21 protein-coding genes are annotated in these 20791 nt (G+C 56.3%); all 21 read right to left on the bottom strand.

Annotated elements, in window-relative coordinates; all coding sequences use genetic code 11:
• Positions 1-6: 6 nt before the first annotated feature.
• The 21 genes from KTJ78_RS06755 to KTJ78_RS06655 all read right to left on the bottom strand — a co-directional run bounded on the left by KTJ78_RS06755 (position 7) and on the right by KTJ78_RS06655 (position 20718).
• Positions 7-606, bottom strand: coding sequence for a hypothetical protein (locus KTJ78_RS06755; protein WP_217133847.1), 600 nt, complete (start codon positions 604-606; stop codon positions 7-9).
• A gap of 1 nt (position 607) precedes the next feature.
• On the bottom strand, positions 608-1213 hold the full coding sequence (locus KTJ78_RS06750) for a signal peptidase I (RefSeq protein WP_217133846.1): 606 nt from the start codon (positions 1211-1213) through the stop codon (positions 608-610).
• 71 nt (positions 1214-1284) lie between these two features.
• Positions 1285-1887: an alternate-type signal peptide domain-containing protein gene (locus KTJ78_RS06745; RefSeq protein ID WP_217133845.1), complete on the bottom strand. Its 603-nt coding sequence runs from the start codon at positions 1885-1887 to the stop codon at positions 1285-1287.
• A 70-nt stretch (positions 1888-1957) separates the two neighbouring features.
• Entirely contained in the window at positions 1958-4099 is a 2142-nt protein-coding gene (locus KTJ78_RS13905) for a CLIPPER-2 domain-containing protein (protein ID WP_217133844.1), read from the bottom strand.
• A 471-nt stretch (positions 4100-4570) separates the two neighbouring features.
• Positions 4571-5914 carry an acetyl-CoA carboxylase biotin carboxylase subunit gene (locus KTJ78_RS06735; RefSeq protein WP_217133842.1) on the bottom strand — a complete coding sequence of 448 codons (1344 nt, stop codon included), beginning with the start codon at positions 5912-5914 and terminating at the stop codon, positions 4571-4573.
• A 16-nt stretch (positions 5915-5930) separates the two neighbouring features.
• The gene (locus KTJ78_RS06730) at positions 5931-7487 is read right to left on the bottom strand and encodes a class I adenylate-forming enzyme family protein (RefSeq protein WP_217133840.1); all 1557 of its coding nucleotides are present in this window, start codon (positions 7485-7487) and stop codon (positions 5931-5933) included.
• Complete coding sequence (locus KTJ78_RS06725; RefSeq protein WP_217133837.1) at positions 7484-7702, bottom strand: acyl-CoA carboxylase biotin carboxyl carrier protein subunit; 219 nt, start codon at positions 7700-7702, stop codon at positions 7484-7486. Before KTJ78_RS06725 ends, KTJ78_RS06730 begins: the two co-directional genes overlap by 4 nt.
• Before the next feature lie 39 nt (positions 7703-7741).
• On the bottom strand, positions 7742-9229 hold the full coding sequence (locus KTJ78_RS06720; protein WP_217133836.1) for an acyl-CoA carboxylase subunit beta: 1488 nt from the start codon (positions 9227-9229) through the stop codon (positions 7742-7744).
• Positions 9230-9306: 77 nt separating this feature from the next.
• Positions 9307-12027, bottom strand: coding sequence for an AMP-binding protein (locus KTJ78_RS06715; RefSeq protein ID WP_217133835.1), 2721 nt, complete (start codon positions 12025-12027; stop codon positions 9307-9309).
• Positions 12028-12045: 18 nt separating this feature from the next.
• Positions 12046-12669, bottom strand: coding sequence for a TetR/AcrR family transcriptional regulator (locus KTJ78_RS06710; RefSeq protein WP_217133834.1), 624 nt, complete (start codon positions 12667-12669; stop codon positions 12046-12048).
• 3 nt (positions 12670-12672) lie between these two features.
• Entirely contained in the window at positions 12673-13755 is a 1083-nt protein-coding gene (locus KTJ78_RS06705; RefSeq protein WP_217133833.1) for a YkvI family membrane protein, read from the bottom strand.
• Positions 13756-14906: 1151 nt separating this feature from the next.
• A complete protein-coding gene (locus KTJ78_RS06700; protein WP_217133831.1) occupies positions 14907-15473 on the bottom strand; it encodes a hypothetical protein in 567 nt (188 codons plus the stop codon).
• 163 nt (positions 15474-15636) lie between these two features.
• Positions 15637-16482 (bottom strand): phage major capsid protein, encoded by an 846-nt coding sequence (locus KTJ78_RS06695; RefSeq protein WP_217133829.1) that lies wholly within the window; start codon positions 16480-16482, stop codon positions 15637-15639.
• A 177-nt stretch (positions 16483-16659) separates the two neighbouring features.
• Complete coding sequence (locus KTJ78_RS06690; protein WP_217133826.1) at positions 16660-17124, bottom strand: hypothetical protein; 465 nt, start codon at positions 17122-17124, stop codon at positions 16660-16662.
• Positions 17125-17174: 50 nt separating this feature from the next.
• Complete coding sequence (locus KTJ78_RS06685; RefSeq protein ID WP_217133824.1) at positions 17175-17873, bottom strand: hypothetical protein; 699 nt, start codon at positions 17871-17873, stop codon at positions 17175-17177.
• Positions 17874-18060: 187 nt separating this feature from the next.
• Positions 18061-19251 carry an AAA family ATPase gene (locus KTJ78_RS06680; RefSeq protein WP_217133823.1) on the bottom strand — a complete coding sequence of 397 codons (1191 nt, stop codon included), beginning with the start codon at positions 19249-19251 and terminating at the stop codon, positions 18061-18063.
• Positions 19220-19594: a hypothetical protein gene (locus tag KTJ78_RS06675; RefSeq protein ID WP_217133822.1), complete on the bottom strand. Its 375-nt coding sequence runs from the start codon at positions 19592-19594 to the stop codon at positions 19220-19222. Before KTJ78_RS06675 ends, KTJ78_RS06680 begins: the two co-directional genes overlap by 32 nt.
• Positions 19557-19820 (bottom strand): DUF3039 domain-containing protein, encoded by a 264-nt coding sequence (locus KTJ78_RS13900; protein ID WP_217133821.1) that lies wholly within the window; start codon positions 19818-19820, stop codon positions 19557-19559. The genes KTJ78_RS06675 and KTJ78_RS13900 overlap by 38 nt, the downstream gene beginning before the upstream one ends.
• Complete coding sequence (locus tag KTJ78_RS06665; protein WP_217133820.1) at positions 19817-20143, bottom strand: hypothetical protein; 327 nt, start codon at positions 20141-20143, stop codon at positions 19817-19819. The genes KTJ78_RS13900 and KTJ78_RS06665 overlap by 4 nt, the downstream gene beginning before the upstream one ends.
• Positions 20144-20476 carry a hypothetical protein gene (locus tag KTJ78_RS06660; protein WP_217133818.1) on the bottom strand — a complete coding sequence of 111 codons (333 nt, stop codon included), beginning with the start codon at positions 20474-20476 and terminating at the stop codon, positions 20144-20146.
• Positions 20476-20718: a hypothetical protein gene (locus KTJ78_RS06655; RefSeq protein ID WP_217133817.1), complete on the bottom strand. Its 243-nt coding sequence runs from the start codon at positions 20716-20718 to the stop codon at positions 20476-20478. The genes KTJ78_RS06660 and KTJ78_RS06655 overlap by 1 nt, the downstream gene beginning before the upstream one ends.
• Positions 20719-20791 lie beyond the last annotated feature (73 nt).

Raw genomic sequence — 20791 nt, 5'->3', positions numbered from 1 at the left:
GCCTCCTCACCTTCGAATCTGATTCAGCTCGAGCTCAAACGAAGTGACAGCGTCCAAAACCTTCTGCTGTTCTTCACTCATGTCAACCGTGCGGTCGTCGATCCCATCAAACTTCACGTCAAGCTTCACAAGGAAATACTTGACGCTATCCTCATAATCACTCTTGATCACGGGCATTGAGAGGGGCGCTGTGCCAACGGCGGTCGGAGGCGTCAAAAAGATCGGGCCTGTTAAGGAGCTTGCCCGGTACGTCGCGGTGACGCCGTCAGGAAGCACGAGGTCATCGGGCCAAGTGAGCCGCGCCTCAGCAACCATATTGTCGCCCTGCAGTTCAAAGTCAAACCGGTAAGAGGCATGCAGTGTGTCGCCCTTTCGCACCAAGAACGTCGCTGGGTCGATCCCGGTTTGCGGTGTAGCGACATCGCTCGAAGTCTCTGACCATACTGGAGCCGTAGGCTTCACCTTCAGGTTTCCAGAGGTCACAACCGTTCCGGGAGCCACACCAGCCGACCCCCAGAGAGCAGTCGTCGCCCCGGTCGTGCAGGCACCCGCGATGAGCGCCGCCGCCGCGATGGCGGGCAGTGGCCATGTTCGCTTTCTTCCCACGTCATCCTCCAAAATGTTGTGGATCGCGCGCAAGCGCGCTGTCGTCTTCTTGCTGGGCGAGTTCGTCAGGGCCGGCATTGCGGCGCTTACTCGCGGCTGCGAGGCTGAGTGTGACGGCTCCATAGCCGAAGAGCAGCGCGCCAGCACCGTACAGCAGCGTGAGCCGGTGTTGCCCGAGGAACGAAGCAAGGTGACCGATGTACGGTACGTGGTACCGTACTTTGCCCATAACCTGAGCCGCCACAATGGGATCGTCGTCTCGGGTGTTGGCGTCGCCCCGAGTCACGTATTGCGCCCCATCAGCACTCGCACGCACCGCAACAACACGGTGCGTCACGAGGGTTGGATCGCCTGACACCGGCTGAAACACGACAACGTCGCCAATGGCATACTGCTCCTGAGGCGTGGCAACCACCATGTCTCCAGGAGCATACGTCGGTTGCATCGAACCGGTGAGCACCGTCAGTGCGGCGCCGCCGAGCGCACGCGGCACGGCCCCTATCGCGAGAGCAATGCCGAGGCAGAGTACGAGCATGACGAAACCGATGCCTTTCAGCATCGAACGCCACACCCCGGGCTCCTGCTCTCTCACGCTCTTCGTTGCCATGATCATGCTTTCGTATCGAAGCGTTCTCGAGGGCGCGGGTTCTTACCGCGCCCTCGAGAACTCAGCACACTCTACTGACGAACCTGCACGAGCTCGATCGCCGAAGTCTCGAGTGCGGCTGCTGCCTCTACGAGATCGCGATCTTTTGTCTCTGCGTTGAACGTCACAGCAACCTTGACCGTGAGGTCTGCAGTGCCATCGATCGATGCAGGAACCGCAACCGCGTTGCCCGGCGCCCGGTTCTTCAGCGAGACGAGGTCGAGGTTAACGCCCGAGCTGTTGCCCGAAAGCACCTCGTTGCCCGCCGCATCTTCAACCGAGTAGCTCACGTCGATGAACCCCGCGGCGAGCGCGCCACTGAATGCCTGCCCGCCTGCAAGGCGCAGCTCTGCTGCGAGGTTGTCACCCTGCAGCGCGAGATCAACATCGAATGATCCCTCGATGGTGTCGCCGGGAACGACCTTAAAGTCAGCGAGGGTAATCTCGCGCCCCGTGTCGCCACCGGCTGAGATGTCGTTCCACTGTGAGCCGGTGACAGCAACCTCGAGGTTACCCGACTGAATCTCACCACCCGGGGCCTGGACGCTGTCGCTCCAGAGCGCGAAGGTTGAGCCGCCAAGAAGCAGCGCTGCGCCGGCGGCCCCGGCGATAAAACCGGTTGTGGTCTTTTTCATGATTTCTCCTGGTCTTTCGTTCTGTGATGATTGGAGTGGCTAGTGATGGTTCTTGAACGCACGTGCCGCATCAGGGCAGCGCAGTTACCAGGCCTGATGCGAGGCAGGTCGTGGATGCTCCCGGGGCCAACGTGGTTTCAGGGCATACCACCGCCGCAAATGCCAGCTGGTCGTCTTCGACTCGAACGTCTCGAAGCGTGGTTTGCCCAGTGTTCGTCACACGGTAGCTCCAGTGCACCGTGGTGCCCGAAGCGACGTTCGTACCGGCCGCGATCTCGGTTTTGTGATCAGCCGCTGTCCAAGCCTTCTTTTCAAGCAGGATGCTCGATGCGAGCGTCTGCTCGTTGACGAACGTGCACTTCACGGTGTCGCCGGGACCAACCAAGAGCGTGGCTTTGTCCAGACTCTGCGGGTTCGTGGGCTTGTCGTTGATCGAGCAGCTGAGACCCGCAAGCTTCCATCCCTGTGAAACCTGCGTAGCATTCATCTCTTCGTGAACCGAGACCTCTGCACCGGCCGCATTCGGTGAGTCGAACTCGAGCGCATACGAAACCTTGCCCTCAGCATTCGTGTTCTGCTGCGCCGGGCTTTTCAGCACGGCTCCGCTCGCTGCCGCAGCAAACGACCAGCCTGATCCGCCACTGCTCGCTTCTGCCGCACCATACGGCTTGGTGAGTTTGGTGATCTCGACGCTCGCTTGGCAGGTAGCGCCCAGGGCAAGCCCTTCGAGCTGAGCGGCGAGCTCCTGCCAGTCAGACTGGAAGTAATCGGCACCGTTAAAACTTGATCCGGCCGAATAGGAATTCACCCCAGAAACGGCGCGCAGATTACCCGCGCTGCCCTTCGCGCCGCTGCCCGCGCCAATCGCAACCACACGGGTGCCCTTGGCTTTGAGCGCATTAGCCGCGAAAATGGCTCGTTCAACATCAATAAAGTACGTGGTAGTGCCACTACCGCTGTTGCTACCAGCCCCGTAAAACGTAGGCATGCCATCGGTCACCATGATCGCAAGATCGAACGTTGTGGAGCTCTCAGCAGCACGATAAATACCGGCGTCCCAGTTTGTACCGCCGCCAGCGGTATACGAGTTGATCTTGTTGGTGATGGTCTGGAAGTTTTGACCCTGATCAATCTTCGTAAGCGCTAGGTCTGCATTGTTCGATGCGGGTGCTGTATCGGAATACGTAAAGATCGCAACCGATGAACCTGTTCCTTTCAGCGCCTGGACCATACGATTCGCAGAGGCTTTCAAGGTGTTGAGGCCTTGACTTTTGTTGTCGCCCATTGACCCTGAGAGGTCAAGCACCAGCGCAACATTAAGGGTTGCCTGGCAAGTGGGCTGCAACCGAGGGTTCGAGCGTGAGACGGCCCAAGACCCTCCCGAGTCGTTGCCCATAAACGTGCTCCCAGAGGCGTAGGTGTTGCCTTGTCTCAATTGCTTACCTGTTTGAAAGACATAATGAGAGCTGACACCATTGCCACTCCCCGTCTCAAGAGCTGGGTTCACATACCAGTCTTCAGGTGCAGCCTCAGCCGCAACCCAAAAGCGTTTGTCATAATTCACGCCCTGAGCCTGGTCTACACGCCACTTTTTACAGATCACTCCCCACACGACCCAGTCGGTGCAGCTCCTGACCTGAGGCTGGGTCTCTGGAACAACAAACGAGCAATCGCCCTGCGCATCTGAAACGCATGTGGCCCAGGGCTCAGCCACGGGGGTAAGCGACGATGCCTTCGTGCCCGTGTTCAGACGCAACCTCACTCCGTCAACGCCGGTACGGCCCGAACCCTGCCGGTCACCGCCGACCTTGACGGTAATCACCGCGGTATTGCCGCTGGCTGGGGGAACGGCAAAGGGTTGAATCGCCTGCTGAGGAGGGTCTTCGGCTTCTGGTTCAGTGGCAGGCTCACCCGGCTCGTTCATCGCATCGGGTTCAGCACCGACCCCGGCCCCAGGTTCACCCCCAACATCAACGTTGCCAGGAGCGTCGATCTCACCAGTGTCTGCTTCGGGTGAAGGTTGCTGCTCAGTTGAGGTCTCTACCCATTGCTGTTCGCCCTCGGCCTCACTTCCTTCGAGCGCTATCGCAGCGCTCTGCCCCAGCGCACCAAAGAGCAACACAGCGCTTATCGCTGCGAGGCCGCGCATCATGCGCGACTGCTTCGTCGCATGCTTCGCCTGTCGCGCCTCGGTAACTCTACGATCGGTCACGCGTTTCCTCCCCTATTGTTCGCGAACCAACCGATGGCGGTTGGCCGCAAGGGCTTCATGCCACGATCAGAAACGTGACAGAGGGCCCTCCCCTAGGAAGCAAATCTAAAGGCCTGCGAGCGCCAGCACACCGGCCATATGACGGGGCTTTGCGTTGGGAAACCGTTGGGGTGGTGTTGGGGAGCGTTGGGCAACGGTGCTGTCTTACCCCACAGCGTTTCTTCTGAGACCGGCGATCTTCATGAGCAATTCCGCGCACTGCATGAACACAAAGAAGGCCTGCTCGCTTTTAGGGGGAATTGGGTCGCGAGCAGGCCGTGGCAACACCGCATCGGAACAACGTTCATACGCTTCGTGCATGCCGTGCAGAACAGAGTAGGTTTTTTGGGGGTTTACCCGCCTGCACTTATAGAGACACCCCTTCACCGCAGATTCTGACGCGGTAGCGCAAAGTTTCTTCTGAGACCGCGTTCACAGCGGCGCTATCTCGCCTGATGAAAGAAGGCCCGTATCGTAGCTGCCGGCCACAAAGGCAGTGCTACAAGCGATGCTGTGCAGTAATGGGAGGTTGGTAAGCAATGGGTTCACAGCGATCTCAGCGAGTGCAGTATTTGCACGGTCAAGAGCTTCAGCCCGCGTCTCACCCCAAACGCAGATCTTTGCAACAAGCGGATCATAGAACGGGGTCACTTCGTCACCGGCCTTATAGCCTGCATCAACTCTCAGCCAGTCGTGCCGTGGAACGAACAACTCATCAATACGCCCAGGAGAGGGCAGCATTCGCACGGGGTCTTCAGCGTAGAGCCGAAACTCGATCGCATGCCCGTTTGGTGCAGCCTCAGTAATATCAAGTTGCTCTTCAGCAGCGATTCTCAACTGAAGTTCAACGAGATCCAGCCCCGTCACGAGTTCAGTGATCGGATGCTCGACCTGCAACCTTGTGTTCATCTCTAAGAAAGCGAACTCCCCATTCTCGGCATTCACCAAGAACTCGACTGTCCCTGCTCCCTGGTACCCGATGGCCTCGCCCGCACGTACCGCCGCCCGATGTATGGCCTCACGCTGTTCTTCGTCCAGGCCACATGCCGGGGTCTCTTCAACAACTTTCTGAAACCGCCGCTGTACTGAACAATCACGCTCTCCCAACGCGATGACGCTGCCATCGGTGAGACCGAGAATCTGCACCTCAATATGCCGAGCGGGCATAATAAGTTTCTCTAACAAGAGTTTATGCGAACCGAAAACGCGGCTGGCACGCTCAGACGCTGTTTCAAAGGCGGCGACAAGTTGTTCTGGGCCCTTGATCGCCGCCATACCGATACCGCCGCCACCGGCAGCAGCTTTCAACATCAGTGGGTACCCAATCAGCTGTGCCTGTTCCAATGCTTCTTCCGTCGTCGCTGGTGGGGTTTTACTTCCATGGGCAATGGGCACCCCCCGTGCTGCCATGAGTGATCGAGCGTTTACTTTATCGCCCATTGCTTCGATCGTTTCAGGCGTCGGCCCAACAAACACCAGTCCTGCGTTCTTCACAGCCCTCGCGAATTCGGAACTCTCAGAGAGCAAACCGTACCCAGGATGTATGGCCTCCGCCCCGGTCGCGAGTGCCGCCTCAAGAATGCGCTCACTCCTCGCATAAGAAAGGTGGATCGGAGCTGGCCCAATGCCAACTGCTTCGTCGGCGATCTGAACGTGCATAGCGTCAGCGTCTGCTTCTGAATACACCGCAATCGTTCGTATTCCTAGACGTTGTGCGGTGCGAATGATGCGCACCGCAATCTCACCTCGGTTGGCAATGAGTAGCGATTCGAACATGATGCATCTTCCTCTTTTATGAAGCCTGTTCAAGCAAAGCTGCAAGAGCAGCTCGTTGTACTTTGCTTGTGGGGGTTCTCGGTATTCGGTCGGTAGCGATAAAGCATTTGGGAATCATGAACTTCGCCATTCGCCCATTGCACCACTCGCGGAGTTCTTCGCTCTCGAGGCTATTGTTCGACACAATCAGTGCAACAACATCGTGCTCTCCGAGCTCAGCGGCAACACCAAGCACGGCAACCTCACGAATCTCGGGGTGCGACATCAAAACTGATTCGACCTCCTGCGGCGAAACATTTTCACCTCGCACACGAATGAACTCTGAAAGACGATCACGGTAGAAGAGGTTGCCAGAGCTATCGAGAAACCCAAGATCACCGGTAAGAAACCAACCGTTACGCCAAGCAGCTGTGCTTCGCTCAGGGTCATCGAGGTACTCACGCATCATAACGTTCGGCCGAACGGGCTTGAATACGATCTGGCCTTCCTGCCCGGGTGCAACATTCACTCCTGACTCGTCTTGCACCGCAAGCTCAAAATCAGGATTCTCCCTTCCAACGCTCCCTAGTGGAACGGCAGGTTCAAGCGTTGGGATTGTGAGCGGCTCTGCTTCTGACATTCCATATGCGTCGACCATGGGAACTCCGAACCGCTTTTCAAAGCGAGTTTTCAATGCGCCAGGAATATGCCCCGCAATGCCAAATCGCAACCGGTGCTGGGTATCTGTCGGGCTCGGAGGCTGCGCATAGAGCATCTCGAGTACCGTCACGAAACCTCCAAAAACCGTTGCGCCACTCTGCCGTATCTGATCCCAGAAACGTGAAAGCGAGAATCCTTCTACAAGAGCGACACACGCGCCAGCACGAATCGCGAGCGCAAAAACATCCTGCTGAGCGGCAACATGAAACCAGGGAACCCAACAGTGAAAGACATCATCAGCGGTTACTGACCATGCTTCTTGTAAACGTGCTGGCCCGGCGTCAAACATCCCGTGCGGAATCACTACGCCTTTCGAACGCCCCGTGGTCCCTGAACTAAACATCACCGTTGCTGGTGCCGCCGCTGGCACCGGTTCAATACAAGAAATCGCGAGCGCTTCTGGGGTCACAAGGAGTGAAACATCATGAATCCCGGTGGTCCCTACGATCATCGCCGCATACTCTGCGAAGACACCAGCCTCACTGAGCAGTTCAGATCCTTCAGCATCACAGACCAAAACCGAAGGGTCCGAGCGCGTCACAACGTCCGTGAGCACCTCTCCACGGTGCTCACGGTTGAGCGTCACGGGCACGAGACCAGCCGCCTGCGCCGCGATCCACACAATCACTGCCGCAGGACAATTCCCGAGAAAGATCACGATACGACCAGTACGACCGTTTGCGAGGTCCTCAGCGATGAGCCTGGCGGCGATACCCCGCACCAAGGCATCAGCTTCTCCGTAGCTCAGCCGTTCTTCATACCATGTAAGAAACAGCCGTTCGGGGGTGTCACGAGCATGGCGTGCAAGCTGACCGGCTATTCCAGGAACAGTATTTTCGCCGTCTCTTTCAGCCCGTCCATACACCGTGATCACGCCCCCTCGATCGTCATGAGCAGGTCCCCGGTGTTCACCGCCTGGCTCTCGGCGACCTCAAGAGCAACAACCGTTCCCGACCCGGTAGCAACGACAGGAATCTCCATTTTCATCGACTCTAGAATCATGACTTCCTGCTCGGCAGCGACTGTGTCGCCAGCCTGCACTAGTATTTTCCAAACGCTCCCGGTGAGTTCTGAATGAATGTATTGCATGGCTTTCTCCTTTTTGATCAGTGTGTAAAGCGTCCTTGCTTACGGGCGCATGCTCCACGGTTTTTGGCGCGGCCCAAGCTTTGTTCGCATTGAGTGAAGGCTCGCATTCAAAAACTTGGCGATGACGCCGCGAGTTTCACGCGGGTCAATCATCATCTCCATGCCGAAAGCCTCAACTGTTTTCCAAGGGTCAGCCGCCTCAAGCATGCGCTGCTCGATCTCACGACGAAAGGCATCAGGATCATCGGCAGCGTCAATTTCGCGACGAAAGCCAGCTTCAACCCCACCTTCAATCGGCATATCACCCCACTCAGCACTCGGCCAAGCGATACGTAACCCCAGCGCGTCAGGATCGGCTGTCGCTGAAACTGCCATTCCGTAGGCTTTGCGCACATGAATCGTCACAATAGGAACTTCAGCCTCGACGAGCGCTTGAATTGTGCGCATGCCCCAACGCACAACGTTTGCACGCTCCGCGTCTGGCCCCACCATAAAACCTGGAACATCGACGAAGTTGACGATCGGCAAATGAAACGTATTACACAGGTCAGTAAATCGAACTTGTTTCTCTGCGGCAGAGGCATCGAGCGCGCCCGCTAAGTGCATTGGGTTATTTCCAATCAGCCCCACAGAGATACCGTCAATGCGGGCAAACGCGGTAATAATCGCACTGCCCCACCCAGCCCCCATCTCAAAAAACGAATCTCGGTCGGCAATGGCTTCCATGACCTTACGCATTTGGTAAGGTCTACGCCGGTTCTCAGGGATAATGTCGAGAATTTCATCGCATGACCGGTCAACTGGATCATCGCGTTCACCTCTCGCTGGTAACTCCCAAACGTTCTGTGGCAGATAGCTCAGAACGGTTCTGATCTGCTGAATCGCGTCTGTTTCATCGGTGGCTAGGTTATCGATGGCACCAGACACAGAGGTATGCATGGCAGCCCCGCCAAGATCATGTTTATGAACGTCACGCCCAAGAGCCCGTTTAACCACAGGCGGCCCTCCGGCGAAGAGCACGCTACCTTCGCTTATCACGCTGAAGTGGCTGAGAACCGATCTCCCTGCGGTTCCACCGGCAGCGGAGCCCAGCACTGCGACGAGCACCGGAACTTCTCCGAGAAGATCGATGCTCCGCTTCCAGCTCAGCGAACTCACCAAGTATGAGTGCCCCACTTCGTCTTGCGATGAGACGTCGCCGCCGATGCCTTCCATGAATAAGACCAGAGGAATCTTATATTCACTCGCGAGATCTTCGACGAACCCGCCCATGCCACCTTTGTATCTGTCGAGATAGGTTTGAGGGGCACCAGCACGAACCGTGAAGTCTTCTCCCCCGAGAGCTACTTCCCTGCCATCGACCGTAGCCAGACCACACACATAGCTTGACGGCAGTCGCCTGGTGGGATTTCCTGCCGCATCACGCTCAGTAAAACCAGCGAACTCACCTACCTCAGTGAACTGCTCTGCAAGAGACGCGATGCGCTCTCGGATAGTCCGTCTGCCCTGATCGTGCTGTCGTTGCACCCTGGCTTCGCCACCCAACCCAGCCGCGATCTGCTTTTCAGATTCAAGTCGCGCAAGCGCCTCTTTCCAGGTGAAACTCATTTGGAAACCTCCTGCACGGCATTCGGCCCAGCCTCATCAACGAGGTAGGCTTTGCCACCCTGCCAGTAGATTTCTGCGTAGCTGGCGAGAAAATTTTCTGCATCAAAAGCCGTCTCAGGAGCGTGCACTCCCGCTTGGGCTTGCCTCAGGTTTACCGCACCGACGACCGCGGGGCGAGCGGTCTCAAGGCTCATCGATCCGTCAAGACGCCCAGCAGGAAAAACAACAACTCCATCTGCCTCACCGTCTCGGGTACCGACAGCAGCTGCCCCAATATTTCGTGGCAGTACATCACCAATTCGAGCGGTCGCCAACCGCTCCGGCTCCTTACGAATGTCTGAGGCGATCTGTGAAAGAGCAGCATCTGCATCAATTTCTCCCGCCGCAACGCGATCAAGCACCGGCAGCATAATGCGATCGACCCCGGCGCTCACAGTGCCAATATTCAAACAATCACTCATCGCTATCGTGCGTGGAAGCGTCACTGGTTCGGGGTGGCCGATCACGCGGTAAAGCCCAGTCGCCTTCTGCGATGTCGTCACCCGATATGCACGAACCCAGGCACGCTCGGCTACCGTTTCATGATTTCTCCATACGGGAACCTCCGAAGAAGTCTGCACGATCAGGTGTGTATATGCGGCTCGGCCAGCATCGAATGACGCAGCAACCGCTTCGCTCTGCGCTCTGGCTTGCTCAATGCTCATGCCCTCTGCGGAGTTACCCCAAAAAGTCGCTAACGTGTCAACGGTATCGAGTTGCTGACTCGCGATAACCGCAAGGAAGTTTGTCAGTCCCGGGCTTACGCCAAGCCCAACCACAGCTCGCACACCCCGTTCCCTCGCAGCCGCGTCTCGCTTCAGGAGTTCAAGGGTCGGCTCCGGGTCATCACACACATCGATGTAATCGATTCCGCTCTCAATCGCTGCGTCAAGCACCGTTGTGCCCCAGCGATCAAAAGGTCCTGCAGCGTTAATCACCGCATCTGCTCCAGCGAAGGCTGCATGCAGGCTAGCCGGCTCGGCGAGATCAATCGCCACAAAGTTCAGCGTTTCATCACGAGGCCGGACACGGTCAGCGACCGTGACATCCATTCCGTTCTGCGCGAGAAGTTCAGACACGATGCGTGCCCCAACTCGGCCCGACCCTCCGGTAACTACAACCTTCATCTTCTTTGTCCTTTCATAGAGCGCATTGTCAACTTCGACGGTCGCTTGGGTTATGCCCTGCGGCAATAAGTGCTTCTGGATCGAACCAGTTCCTGGCCCACGCACGATCTGAGATTCTTCAACGATTTCGGCGTACCTGGGAACCGCATACCTCGGCAACGAAGCGCGGCAGTACTCGCCGAATAGTTTCAGGTCAAAGCTCTCGTCAACGACAAGAACCGCCTTGACTTCATCTTCACCACCGAGCGCATCATGCACGCCGATTGCCGCGACGGTGCACACACCTGGAGCCATCGCCAGCACGCTTTCAAGTTCGAAAGCCGAGATATTTTCACCCCTTCGACGCAAGCTGTCGCTCTTGCGTCCTAGGTACCAAACGAAACCGTCTTCATCCTGCCGAACAAGGTCACCGGTATGAAACCATCCGTCAGTGAACGCCTGAGCGTTAGCGTCTGACCTGCGCCAGTAGCCCAACGTCCTCGCATAAGGCTGAGCCGGAAGCGTCAGCAGCTCTCCTGGTTTACCGGGCGAAACATCATCACCCGATTCGTTAACGACCCTCACTGCGAACCCTGAAATAGGAGCGCCCATCGCACCCCGACGGCGATGCTCAAGGGTCGAGTACAGCGGCCCGTTTGCTTCGGTTTGCCCGTACATCTGCAGCACCGGGACCCCCCAAGCGTCTTCAAAACACTCGAAAGCTTCTTGTGGCACTGGCGCTGCAAGAACAAGACGCAACCGCTCCAGCGCAGCCTGCGGCGGTTTACCGACTGTGATGAGAGCCGAGAGCATCGAGCCAACCGCCCCAAACCAGGTGGCCTCGAATCGCATGAAATCACGCCAAAAGCCACTCACGCTAAAGTTCTCAGCGAAGGCCAGCGCCGAGCCCCATCGCAAACAGGCGGGCAAAGCGATGTGTGCATCAACGTGGAAGAAAGGCAGAGTGAAATAGCAGGTGTCCCGCTCAGTCAACTCGATCACTGACCCCAGTGTGGCCCCAAAATACGAAAAGTATGCGTGAGGAATCATGACGCCTTTGGAGGCCCCGGTGGTACCCGAGGTGTACAGCAGCGAAGCGAGAGTTGTCGCAGACGGCACCTCGAGAGGTTCACCGAGACTCTCGAGGGTGACCTGCGCCATCGCCTTAAGATCAATACATTGGAGTTCAGGACGTTCTGTGTGAACCGTTGCAAAGAGCTCTTTGTCGCCGATAAGCATGACCGGGTCGCTATCGTCGAGCACGTGCTTGAGCAACGGGCCTTTCAGGGCACTGTTCACTGCGACTTCAACGGCTCCGAGCATCCAGATTCCATACATCGCTGCGAGCATCAGGTGCGAATTCACAGCCATTAAGGCCACTCGATCGCCCGATTGCACCCCTTGATCTCGCAGAAAAAGTGCATACGATCGCGCAGCAAGATCGAATTCAGCAACCGTCATCGTATGCCCAGCCCATTTCAGCAACACTCGATCTGGCGATGCTGCGAGCGCTTGAGCAAGATCGTAAAGTGGCCCCCGTACGTCTGATTCAGGCGGCGAATGATCAATCATGGATTCAAGGTCTTTCTCTTAGGTGATGTCACCGCGCCCGGTCGCCATGCGAACTGCGAACTCACCGTTTGCTGCAGCTGCCTCGTCGACGCTGAGAGCGCCCTCCGGCTTAAACCACAACGGGGTTGTCTCGCACATATTTACAACGGCGAACGTCAAAGCATTGACATCGGGGGTATGGAAAACATTGCTTTCAATACCGAGACGAACGGTCTGGCGAACCATATTGAGATAGGCGCGGAGCAGATCTTCGATCTCGGCAGTCTTGTCAGATGGCAGTGCAGCGATAAGATCAGCAGAAGCTCTCGTCATATTCAGCACGACTTTCGCCTGATCCCGAAAGTTCAATTGCACAGCGGTGTGAGCAATCGCAATGGTTCGTAAGCGGTGCACGGGGTCTTCAACTCCCGAGACTGCAGCTTCAAGCCGGGCATTAAACTCTTCGAGATTCGCTTTCAGGTACTCGAATAAAAGCTCACCTTTTGACTCGAAGTGCCAGTACATCGTGGCTGGTGTTATGCCGGCTGCTCGCGCAATATCGATAACTTTTGTCTTTGCAAAACCGCGCTCGAGAAATAACCTCGCTGCGGTGTGCAGAATCTTGTCACGGGTTTCGTTATCGGGCTGACTGGGTTGCTGCATGAGCTACTCCTTGTTTTCGCGCCCCGCTCTGGGGAGCAGGTACTTGGATCCTTTAATGAACAGCGGAATCCCGAAAACGACGATGAGCAGTACCGCGCCGATGAGGTAGCCCACTGCGATGAGATCAACGATACCAATCTGCGAAAGGATCATCCCAGCGATCAGAGCGCCAAACACGATCCCTGCCTTTTGCGCACCGCTGAGCCTTTTCTCTTTCGACTCTTTGAGGTTGGTGTCAACTCGCAGCACAATCGACTGCACCAGACCAACGGCCGTCGCGATCAACGTCCATCCGACAAGCAGGCCGTACACAACGACGATCCACCCGCCCGCGTCTTGGAGCATGACCAGCCACGGGACAGGAGCGTCAAACACCGTTGCCGAAGGGTAGTAGCTCATGAGGGCAAAGAACGTGAGAAACCATGGGACAACGTAGAGGCCACCGGTCAAAATTCCTGCACCAATTGAGTCTTTGCGTGACTTCAAATGCCGTACAGACATCAGCGTTGACGGGTAAATCACAAACCCAAGGCCAACGTAGATCATACCCATGAACAGCGCATCCAGCAGTGTTGCATCGGGTTTGAGTGAGTGGTTCTGCTCAGCAAACACGGCAACCATCTCGTCCCACCGTGTTGTGATCACGAGCAACGAGAACAAGACGTAACCAGCGATGAGCAAAATCGTGCCGATGCCGTTAAAGCGCTCGATGAGTACCGTCCCGCGAAACGTCACAAGGGCACTGAGGAGTATGACGCCGAGCACGCCGACCCAGTAGTTGAAGCCCAACGTATCGTGCAAGATATTGCCGGTGGCCGACGACAAGACCGCGATGATCAAGACGGCAAATGGAATATAAATCACGTCGAATAGCCACGAGAAACGACCAATGAGGTGTTTCATCATGGCTCGATAATCAAAAAGCTGATACCTGCGTGCCGTTTCATACACCAGAAACCCAAGCAAGGCGCCCAGAAGAGCCATGCCGACACCGGCGGCCCAGCCGTAAGCGCCATAGACGCCGCCAAACTCAATAATCTCGCGACCTGTGGCATAGGCTCCACCAATCGCTACAGCTTGAAACATCAGTGGAGGAACAAATACCCGAGCAACACCAGGTATTGTTCGCTCTTCAGCAAGCGCGTGAGAACTCCCCATCTTCAACTCCCTTGTTGTAGAATAACGGTTATTCGAGAGCGTACTCGCCGATCTCCAGAAAAGCAATAGGCCTTGTGTGCAAGCTCTGTTCTACACACGGTGACACCAATGAGATATCGTGGATCAACGCTCGCTCGTCGGCATTCACTCTGCCGTCGTCACAAGATTCATACCCCAGACTGGTCTGCGTATTAGTCGCTGTGGGTTCGGTGCAGTAAACGGCCTCTCTGTGTCACAAAGCAAAAGCTCAGCCTGAGCAAAAGGCTGCACTCGGCTTAGTCGTCTGCAAGCATTTTCAGGAGAAAGCCAAGCTCATCTCATCAACGAATCTGTCATCGACAAAGGGTCCCGAGGGAGTTGGTAAACCCGGATACGGCGGCGTTTGTTTGAGTATTGTGGGGTCGTCGAGTTGACAAATAATTCGAGACGATCACTTCCAAGCCCACCCATTGGGTTCAACGCGCTGCTGCCTCGATATCAAGTACGAATCGGTGCACAAAATGGATGCGCAACACAAAAATAGCCCCTCACGAATACCGTGAATAGTTGTTTGGGGCAGCGTTTGAGCCGAATATTTTGGTGCCCCAGATAGGAATCGAACCTCCTCAGGGCTACTACGCCAGTAGTTAAGCAAACTTTGGGTAGTTATTAGGCCATTTTTCGATTACGCCGAACATGTTGAATCTTGCCAACTTCTCTCGAATTGTTGTCAAATATGTTGCCAAAACAACGTGCAGACCAAGGGCGAACGTTTTAGGTGCATGCCTAACATAATCGCCCCAGGCCAAGGGTCAGTTTTGAAAACGGGCCCAGACACATCACGCATCTCAAATGCGAGCTCCAACTGAGCGAATGAGACGGTCGCGTTTCAAACGCGACCTCCCACACTGCACACCCACCATTTCGTTGACCCCAACAAAATGATGCCAAACCTTTTACTCAACACCGAGTAAAACCCCCACGGCAGGCTTATCGTCAAAACTGACGAAAACCACCGACCGCGAGAGGGCTCCTCCGGTGTGTGCCTGTGTGGCGTTGTTAGGTGGTGCCGGGGATGAGGTTCGGGGTCTTTCGACTGACTAGCGACTGGGGTTTACTGACACCGCGAGTGAGTTCCGGGCAGCTGTCTCTAGACGTTTGAGACCTTCCTCAAATGCCTCTTGTGCCCTTATGACTGCTACCGCTCTCTTAACTTTGTCTCCGCGTTCGCGAAGATTCTCCTCAGTAAATTTATGTAGCTCGACAGTACTGTGCTTGCGTAGCTTGACAACACACTCGAGTGCGTCCACAAGTTCCTTATCTTTAACGATGACGCGCGACTCTGCGAGACTTCTTTCGCTCTCTCGATTCAGTCTTAGGAGCTCGGTTGCTGTCCAGCTATCAACACTGTCGCGCATATAAGCGTCGAGCTCCTCAAAGCTGTCTAACGCAGCCATGTACAGCGCATTAGTGTGCCTGATGCTGCTCCACTCTCTGAGCGCTGCGATTGTATTGGTGAGACTTCGAAGCTGCGCCTGACGGCGTGTGTCTAGCCTGTCTTGCTTTGCGTGGTGACCGATGACGAGAGCAGAGATGAGAGCACCTGCGATGGTGCCAATGAGAGTTGCCCCAATACCGATGATTGCTATGACGCTCGCTTCACTCATGCCCTGATCCTACAGACAACGCCAGAAGGCCACCCGGTCTGCTGCGACGGGCCTTCGAAAAACCCCAGACCCGTAGGAATGTTTTCCCACAGCACCTCCCCGGTCAAAAAACACCCCCGGGAGGGGGTGGAGGCTACATGGTTTGTGGCCTCCACCTTGGGGGTTATTCGTCTGCGTCGATGGTGAACTTTCCGATTCGGTTTGCGTGTACAGTGTTCCAGCCGAGACGCCATGTGGCTCGCAGTCCTACTTCGTCGGTGTTGAAGTAGATGCTTTCGTCTGTTGCTACTTGTACTGGGCCGACTGCTGAGGCGATTGCTGTTCGGTCGATGACAAGGCCAGTGTTTGCGGTGAGTGAGTTCGAGATGGTCACTGGTAGATCAAGCAGCATTTTCTGGCTGTCGTTTGTTCCTGCTCCAAGGATGTTGAGCTCTGATCCTGATGCTGTCTTGAACTTTCGGAGGGCGGCCCATGCGAGGGGGTCGAGGATGATGCTGGTGGGGGTGCCACCGTTTGATTCGATCTTGGCTACGAGGTCGATGAGCGAGTCGAGGTTATCGGCAACGGGGGTGCCGGTGACGATGTTGCTGATGTTTGCGAGGCCTGTTGGTGGTGCGGTTGCTGGTGGGGTTGGTGCTACCTGGGTGAGGAAGGCTTCGTTTGCTTTCTTCACGATGGCTCGTTGCACACTGGTGGAGAGTTCCTGTGCGGTGCCGAGCTGTCGGTATTGCTCTTGGGAGAGGCGTACGAGCTGGGTGATTTTTGCGGTGTGTACGAGTACTTCGTTGAGGCCGGGTTCGGCTTCGGGAATGGTGCCGGCTTCTGCTGTGAATTGTGCTTCATCGTCGGTGACGTATGCGACTCGGAGTGATGGTGCGTCGCCTTCGATGACTCCGCCGATGAAGGAGTGTTCGAGTACGAGTGCTTCTGGTACTGCTTCTGCGGGGTTGAAGATGTTGTGGTCTGGGCGCCATACCTGTGAAGCGGTGAGCGTCGTAATGTTAGCCATTGGTTGGCCTTTCCGGTGACCAAATAAAGAAACGGCCACCTGTAGAGAATGTGTGATTCTCCGGTGACCGCTGGTCTGTCCGGGTTGCCTTCGAGGCTTTCGGTTAAGGAGGGTTCGGCGCCTGGCCTGGTAGTTCCTTACGTGGTAAGTCTACCAGGCCAGACGTGATGGTGTGTTTTACCACTCTTTTTGGGGTTCGAATGCGCCTGTCCATTGTGAGGCTGCTGAGGGTTCTGCTTCTATGTCAGATCCGCGGTTACCGCCAGAGCCGTCGGTCGCTGCCTTTGGCTTCTCTGGGATTCCGAAGGCGAGTTTGGCTTGGGTGACTGCTGCCGTGATTTTTTCTGTGTCTGGTAGCCCTTCTTCGTTCACGAGGTCTGGCAGGGTTGTTTCGAGTGCCCATACTGCTGCTGGTTTGATGCCGAGTTGTTCGATTGAGCGTTCGACTTCCAGCTTGCGGAGTTCATCGAGTTGGGCTGTGAGTGTGTCGCGTTCTTCTTCTACTTCTCGGAGGCGGCGACGGTATTTCGCGGCATCGCGGTTGCCTTTACTGGTTGCCTCACTGTCTGTGGTGAGGGGTTCGTTTGGTGTCGTTTCCTCGCTGCCGTGTGTGGGCTGGGGGTCTGATTGTTCACTCTGCATTGCTTCGTCTTCCTGAGGGTTTTGGCTAGTTTTGTGCGTCTGGTTACCGGTCACAGGGTGTTCCTCTCGAGTCTGCCGATCATGTTTGTTCGTAGTACGCCTTCTGGGAGGGAGGCATCTCTGAATGCGGCCATGCCAGACGCATGAATTTCACCGTTGGTGACGGTAAGGCTTGTTCCACCTCGCATGAGTGATGCGCGCTGCTCGTCGATGAATACTTTTGAGACTCCGTGTGAGAGTGAGGCTCCTGACCCGTCTGCGGTGATGGTGGCACCGTTTGCGAAGGTGACTCGGCCGCCTCCTGCGCGAGGCTCGATGGTCATGTCACCGACTTTGATTTTGCCGGCGCTTGTCACTTCAAGGTCAGCTTCGATGGTTGTCTTGCCGCGCAGGCGTGTCTCGGCTGTCACGTCGAGCTTTTTCTTGATGCTCGTGTTTCCGCCGAACTCGGTATCGCCGGTGGCTTTCAGTTTCCCGGTAATGTCTGTGTCACCGGTGATCTCGCCTTTGCCTTTCAAATACCAGGGCCCTGTCCAGTCGAAGGTGCCATCGCCGCCGAGCTTGCCGGAGACTTTCGCGGTACCGGTGATTGAGAGCCCGCCGTTCTCGATCGTGATCCAGCCACCGTCGTAGACTCTTAGCCCTGCTGACCCGAAGCTAGCGTTTTGCATCGCTTGTGTCACCATCTGCCTGATGGTGTGCATCAGATCGCTAATTTCCTGTTTCATGCCGGGGTGATGAACAGCCATTATTTTTGCCTTTCGATAGTTTCGTGTGTGTCGCAGAGTTCGTGGATACGGTCTACGAATGTTCGTGCGGTGTCGTATTCGATGAATGCGACGTGTTGTGAACCGGCCATGATTTGGATCACGTCTCGGGTGTTGTCGTTGTTTCTGAATTCGTAGTTTCGGGCTTTGAGGCCGGTGAATTTGTTGCTCATGTGTTCCCTCCAATCGGGGTGACCGGTGCGAGCTTTTCTGTCGAAGGTGCCACGAAGGTGCCGAAGGTGTCACTGTCTGTGAGTGTGGATTCTTCGGCACCTTGGGTGGCACCTTGGGGTTCGAGGTCATCTATCGCCCATACCCAGCCGCCCCCGAAGCTTGCTTTTCGGGAGGCAACTTTAGGGCTCTTAGAGCGTCGTCGTGCGTGCTTAATCTCGTTGTCAGAGAACCCTGCTGCACGGCCTGCCTTGATCACTTCGCCCGCTGGTGCTTCGCACCCGTCTTCGAGTTTTCCCTTCAAATAATCGAGAATGAAGGCCTGTGCTGCGTTACGGTCATCTCCCTCTCCGTCATCACCTGCACCACGGTTGATGATGTCGGACACGCTCACATCGGTTTCCCCGAGATACTCCACCCGGCCAACCGTGGTGAGCTCGTTATCGTCGGTAATGACCTGTGCTGATTCGAGGGTGAACGCGAACGATTCACCACGTGACTGCGAATAGTTGTTCTTGTCGATCGTGACGACACGCTGCCCGGTTTCCTCATCAGTCGCGAACAACATGACCGAACGCACCGCGTCACGAAACGCGTGTGACCCCGAGAGCTTGTCTGACGCGTTCCCTTGCCCCTTGCTGAAGTGCATCACCCCGATCACCGCGATACCAAGCTGCTGCGCAAGTGAAGCAAGAGGGTCGAGCGCTTTACGCACGTCAGCCACCTTGTGCAGGTCGCCGCCCATGCTCGAAGCGATCGGGTCGAGAATGATGAGCTTCGCGCCACTTTGCATGACGGCTTCTCGAATGAGGCCGAGATCCATCGGGAACACTGGCACCGTCTCGTGCGTGTTCTCGTCGGTCACCATCTCGACTTCAAGCTTGAACACACGATCTGTGTCGGCTCCGGCTCCCTCGAGTCGTGGCTTCATGACGGTGCCCCAGTCGTCCTCGTGTGACACGATAAGCACTGACCCGGGGGCGCCGTTCATGTCACCGTCGAGAGTGCCAGCATTCACGTGTGCTGCAACCCAGAGCGCGAAGCTGCTCTTGCCCTCGCCACCCCTACCTGCGAACAGGGTGAGGGTGCCGAGTGGGATCTTGTTGTTCCAGAGCCAGCGTTGCCGTGTTGAAGGGATCTCGCTTGCCGGGGTGAGCTTAAGCTGCCTGACGGCCTCTTGTTGTTCCATTACGCTCCGCTTCTGCCCCTGGGGCAACGTCTGTTCGGTTAATGATGTTGAGTAGCGCGCTCTCGAAAAGTGGCCACAAGAAAGCATCTGCTCGTTGCTGCCGCTTCAGTAGAAGGTCGTGGCGTTGTTTCGGTGTGAATGCGGCCATGTAGAGCCGGTCGCATTCGTGCTCAAGTTGTTTGATGCGCTGCGTTTGCGAGTTCGCGGCGATGCCGTCATTGAACCCGGCCTGGTAGAACGCGGCCACCGGGGCGGGGAGCTGCCACAGTTCGAGCTCCCCACCCATCACCTCGTTCAACCATGTTTCAAGGTGTCGTGAGGCAGTGCGGCTGATGGTGAGCATTGCCCTCCCCCTTCTCTGTTGACGTTTCGGAAGAGAGCGTCATGAACAGTAGCTGGCAGGCAACACAGATAGGGGTGTTCTTGCGCCCGGTGCTTCCTGCAGCGAGCGCCTGCGGGCCTTGTGAGGTACAGAGAACGGTTTCACCACATAATGCATATACGCGCACACCTTCAATGAGTGAGCGGGAGATCTCTGTTTTCGGTACGAAGTGGTTGGTGTAAGTCACTGTCCGTCTCCGATTCCACGCCGGGTGTTGAGCGAAATGACCTCTGCCACCGGGCGCTGTGTGTCTTGCCGAACAAGATCCGCGATTGTAGCGCCAGGCCCAAGACTGTTTAGCTTCTCGATCACATGCGCCGTTTGACGGTTCTGGTTAGTGTGGATCTCGTCAGCGAACATCGTTAACCGGTGCGCCATTTGAAGAAGCACCGAGGGGTCATGTTCTTCGATGAGTAAAGTGTTGCCGTCTTCACTTGTGATGCCGACGCCAATGGTTTCGGGGTGTTCGTCGTCTTGAAAGATGCCGACGATGCGTGCAGTGTCGAACATTTAGATCGCCTCCTCGAACGCAGGAGCACCGGGCTCAGTGCGCCTCACAAGGGGATGCGTCGCTGCCATGAACTCGAGTGAGGCGGCCTCGATACGGTCAAGCTCCGCACGGAGGTCGCGGATCAAGGCGGGAGCCTGCACGATTGGAATCTCCCAGTCCACCATCTCGTGGAGGCTGACCTTCGCGACACCCTCATCGATGATGAACTCTTCACGGAGTACGCCCAGTCCAGGGGCACGGGTGGTGCGAATCATGTGAAAGTCAGGGCAAGAGAGGCTTTTCTCGTGATCCTCTTGGCACCATGTGTATTCGGGGCAGTTGTTCGTAGTCATTACGCCGCTACCTCCTGTGCCTCGTTCTCGATGATGTAGACCGCGACAGATTCAAGAGCCGCAGCCACGGCGAGCGCCTCGGCAGGGGAGAGCGTGAGTCCCGAACCGTTGTCGGCGAGCAGGCGTACCTCTTGATAGGACTGTTCGTCGTAGCAGGGCGCAACCTCAATGCGGGCATTCGTGGTTGCGATCGTCATAGTGGGGTCGAACTGTGCGGGCTTAGCCGCTAGAGTGTTAGTCACTGATTCATTCCTATTCTTAAATGCATTGGTATTGATTACCCCGGTGGCCGCCGGGGTTTTCTTAATTCCTGGG

It is taken from the genome of Leucobacter chinensis (assembly GCF_019049105.1).
Taxonomy (GTDB): domain Bacteria; phylum Actinomycetota; class Actinomycetes; order Actinomycetales; family Microbacteriaceae; genus Leucobacter_A; species Leucobacter_A chinensis.
This window is presented reverse-complemented; position numbering and strand designations above follow the sequence as displayed.

Bases quoted from the DNA above. Each gene is read 5' to 3' on its own strand.
- KTJ78_RS06680 (WP_217133823.1), bottom strand. From the start codon at position 19,251: ATGGAACAACAAGAGGCCGTCAGGCAGCTTAAGCTCACCCCGGCAAGC.
- KTJ78_RS06715 (WP_217133835.1), bottom strand. From the start codon at position 12,027: ATGATTGATCATTCGCCGCCTGAATCAGACGTACGGGGGCCACTTTAC.
- KTJ78_RS06665 (WP_217133820.1), bottom strand. From the start codon at position 20,143: ATGTTCGACACTGCACGCATCGTCGGCATCTTTCAAGACGACGAACAC.
- KTJ78_RS06710 (WP_217133834.1), bottom strand. From the start codon at position 12,669: ATGCAGCAACCCAGTCAGCCCGATAACGAAACCCGTGACAAGATTCTG.
- KTJ78_RS06735 (WP_217133842.1), bottom strand. From the start codon at position 5,914: ATGTTCGAATCGCTACTCATTGCCAACCGAGGTGAGATTGCGGTGCGC.
- KTJ78_RS06705 (WP_217133833.1), bottom strand. From the start codon at position 13,755: ATGTTTCAAGCTGTAGCGATTGGTGGAGCCTATGCCACAGGTCGCGAG.
- KTJ78_RS06695 (WP_217133829.1), bottom strand. From the start codon at position 16,482: ATGGCTAACATTACGACGCTCACCGCTTCACAGGTATGGCGCCCAGAC.
- KTJ78_RS06750 (WP_217133846.1), bottom strand. From the start codon at position 1,213: ATGGCAACGAAGAGCGTGAGAGAGCAGGAGCCCGGGGTGTGGCGTTCG.
- KTJ78_RS06725 (WP_217133837.1), bottom strand. From the start codon at position 7,702: ATGCAATACATTCATTCAGAACTCACCGGGAGCGTTTGGAAAATACTA.
- KTJ78_RS06660 (WP_217133818.1), bottom strand. From the start codon at position 20,476: ATGACTACGAACAACTGCCCCGAATACACATGGTGCCAAGAGGATCAC.
- KTJ78_RS06690 (WP_217133826.1), bottom strand. From the start codon at position 17,124: ATGCAGAGTGAACAATCAGACCCCCAGCCCACACACGGCAGCGAGGAA.
- KTJ78_RS06675 (WP_217133822.1), bottom strand. From the start codon at position 19,594: ATGCTCACCATCAGCCGCACTGCCTCACGACACCTTGAAACATGGTTG.
- KTJ78_RS06745 (WP_217133845.1), bottom strand. From the start codon at position 1,887: ATGAAAAAGACCACAACCGGTTTTATCGCCGGGGCCGCCGGCGCAGCG.
- KTJ78_RS06700 (WP_217133831.1), bottom strand. From the start codon at position 15,473: ATGAGTGAAGCGAGCGTCATAGCAATCATCGGTATTGGGGCAACTCTC.
- KTJ78_RS06685 (WP_217133824.1), bottom strand. From the start codon at position 17,873: ATGGCTGTTCATCACCCCGGCATGAAACAGGAAATTAGCGATCTGATG.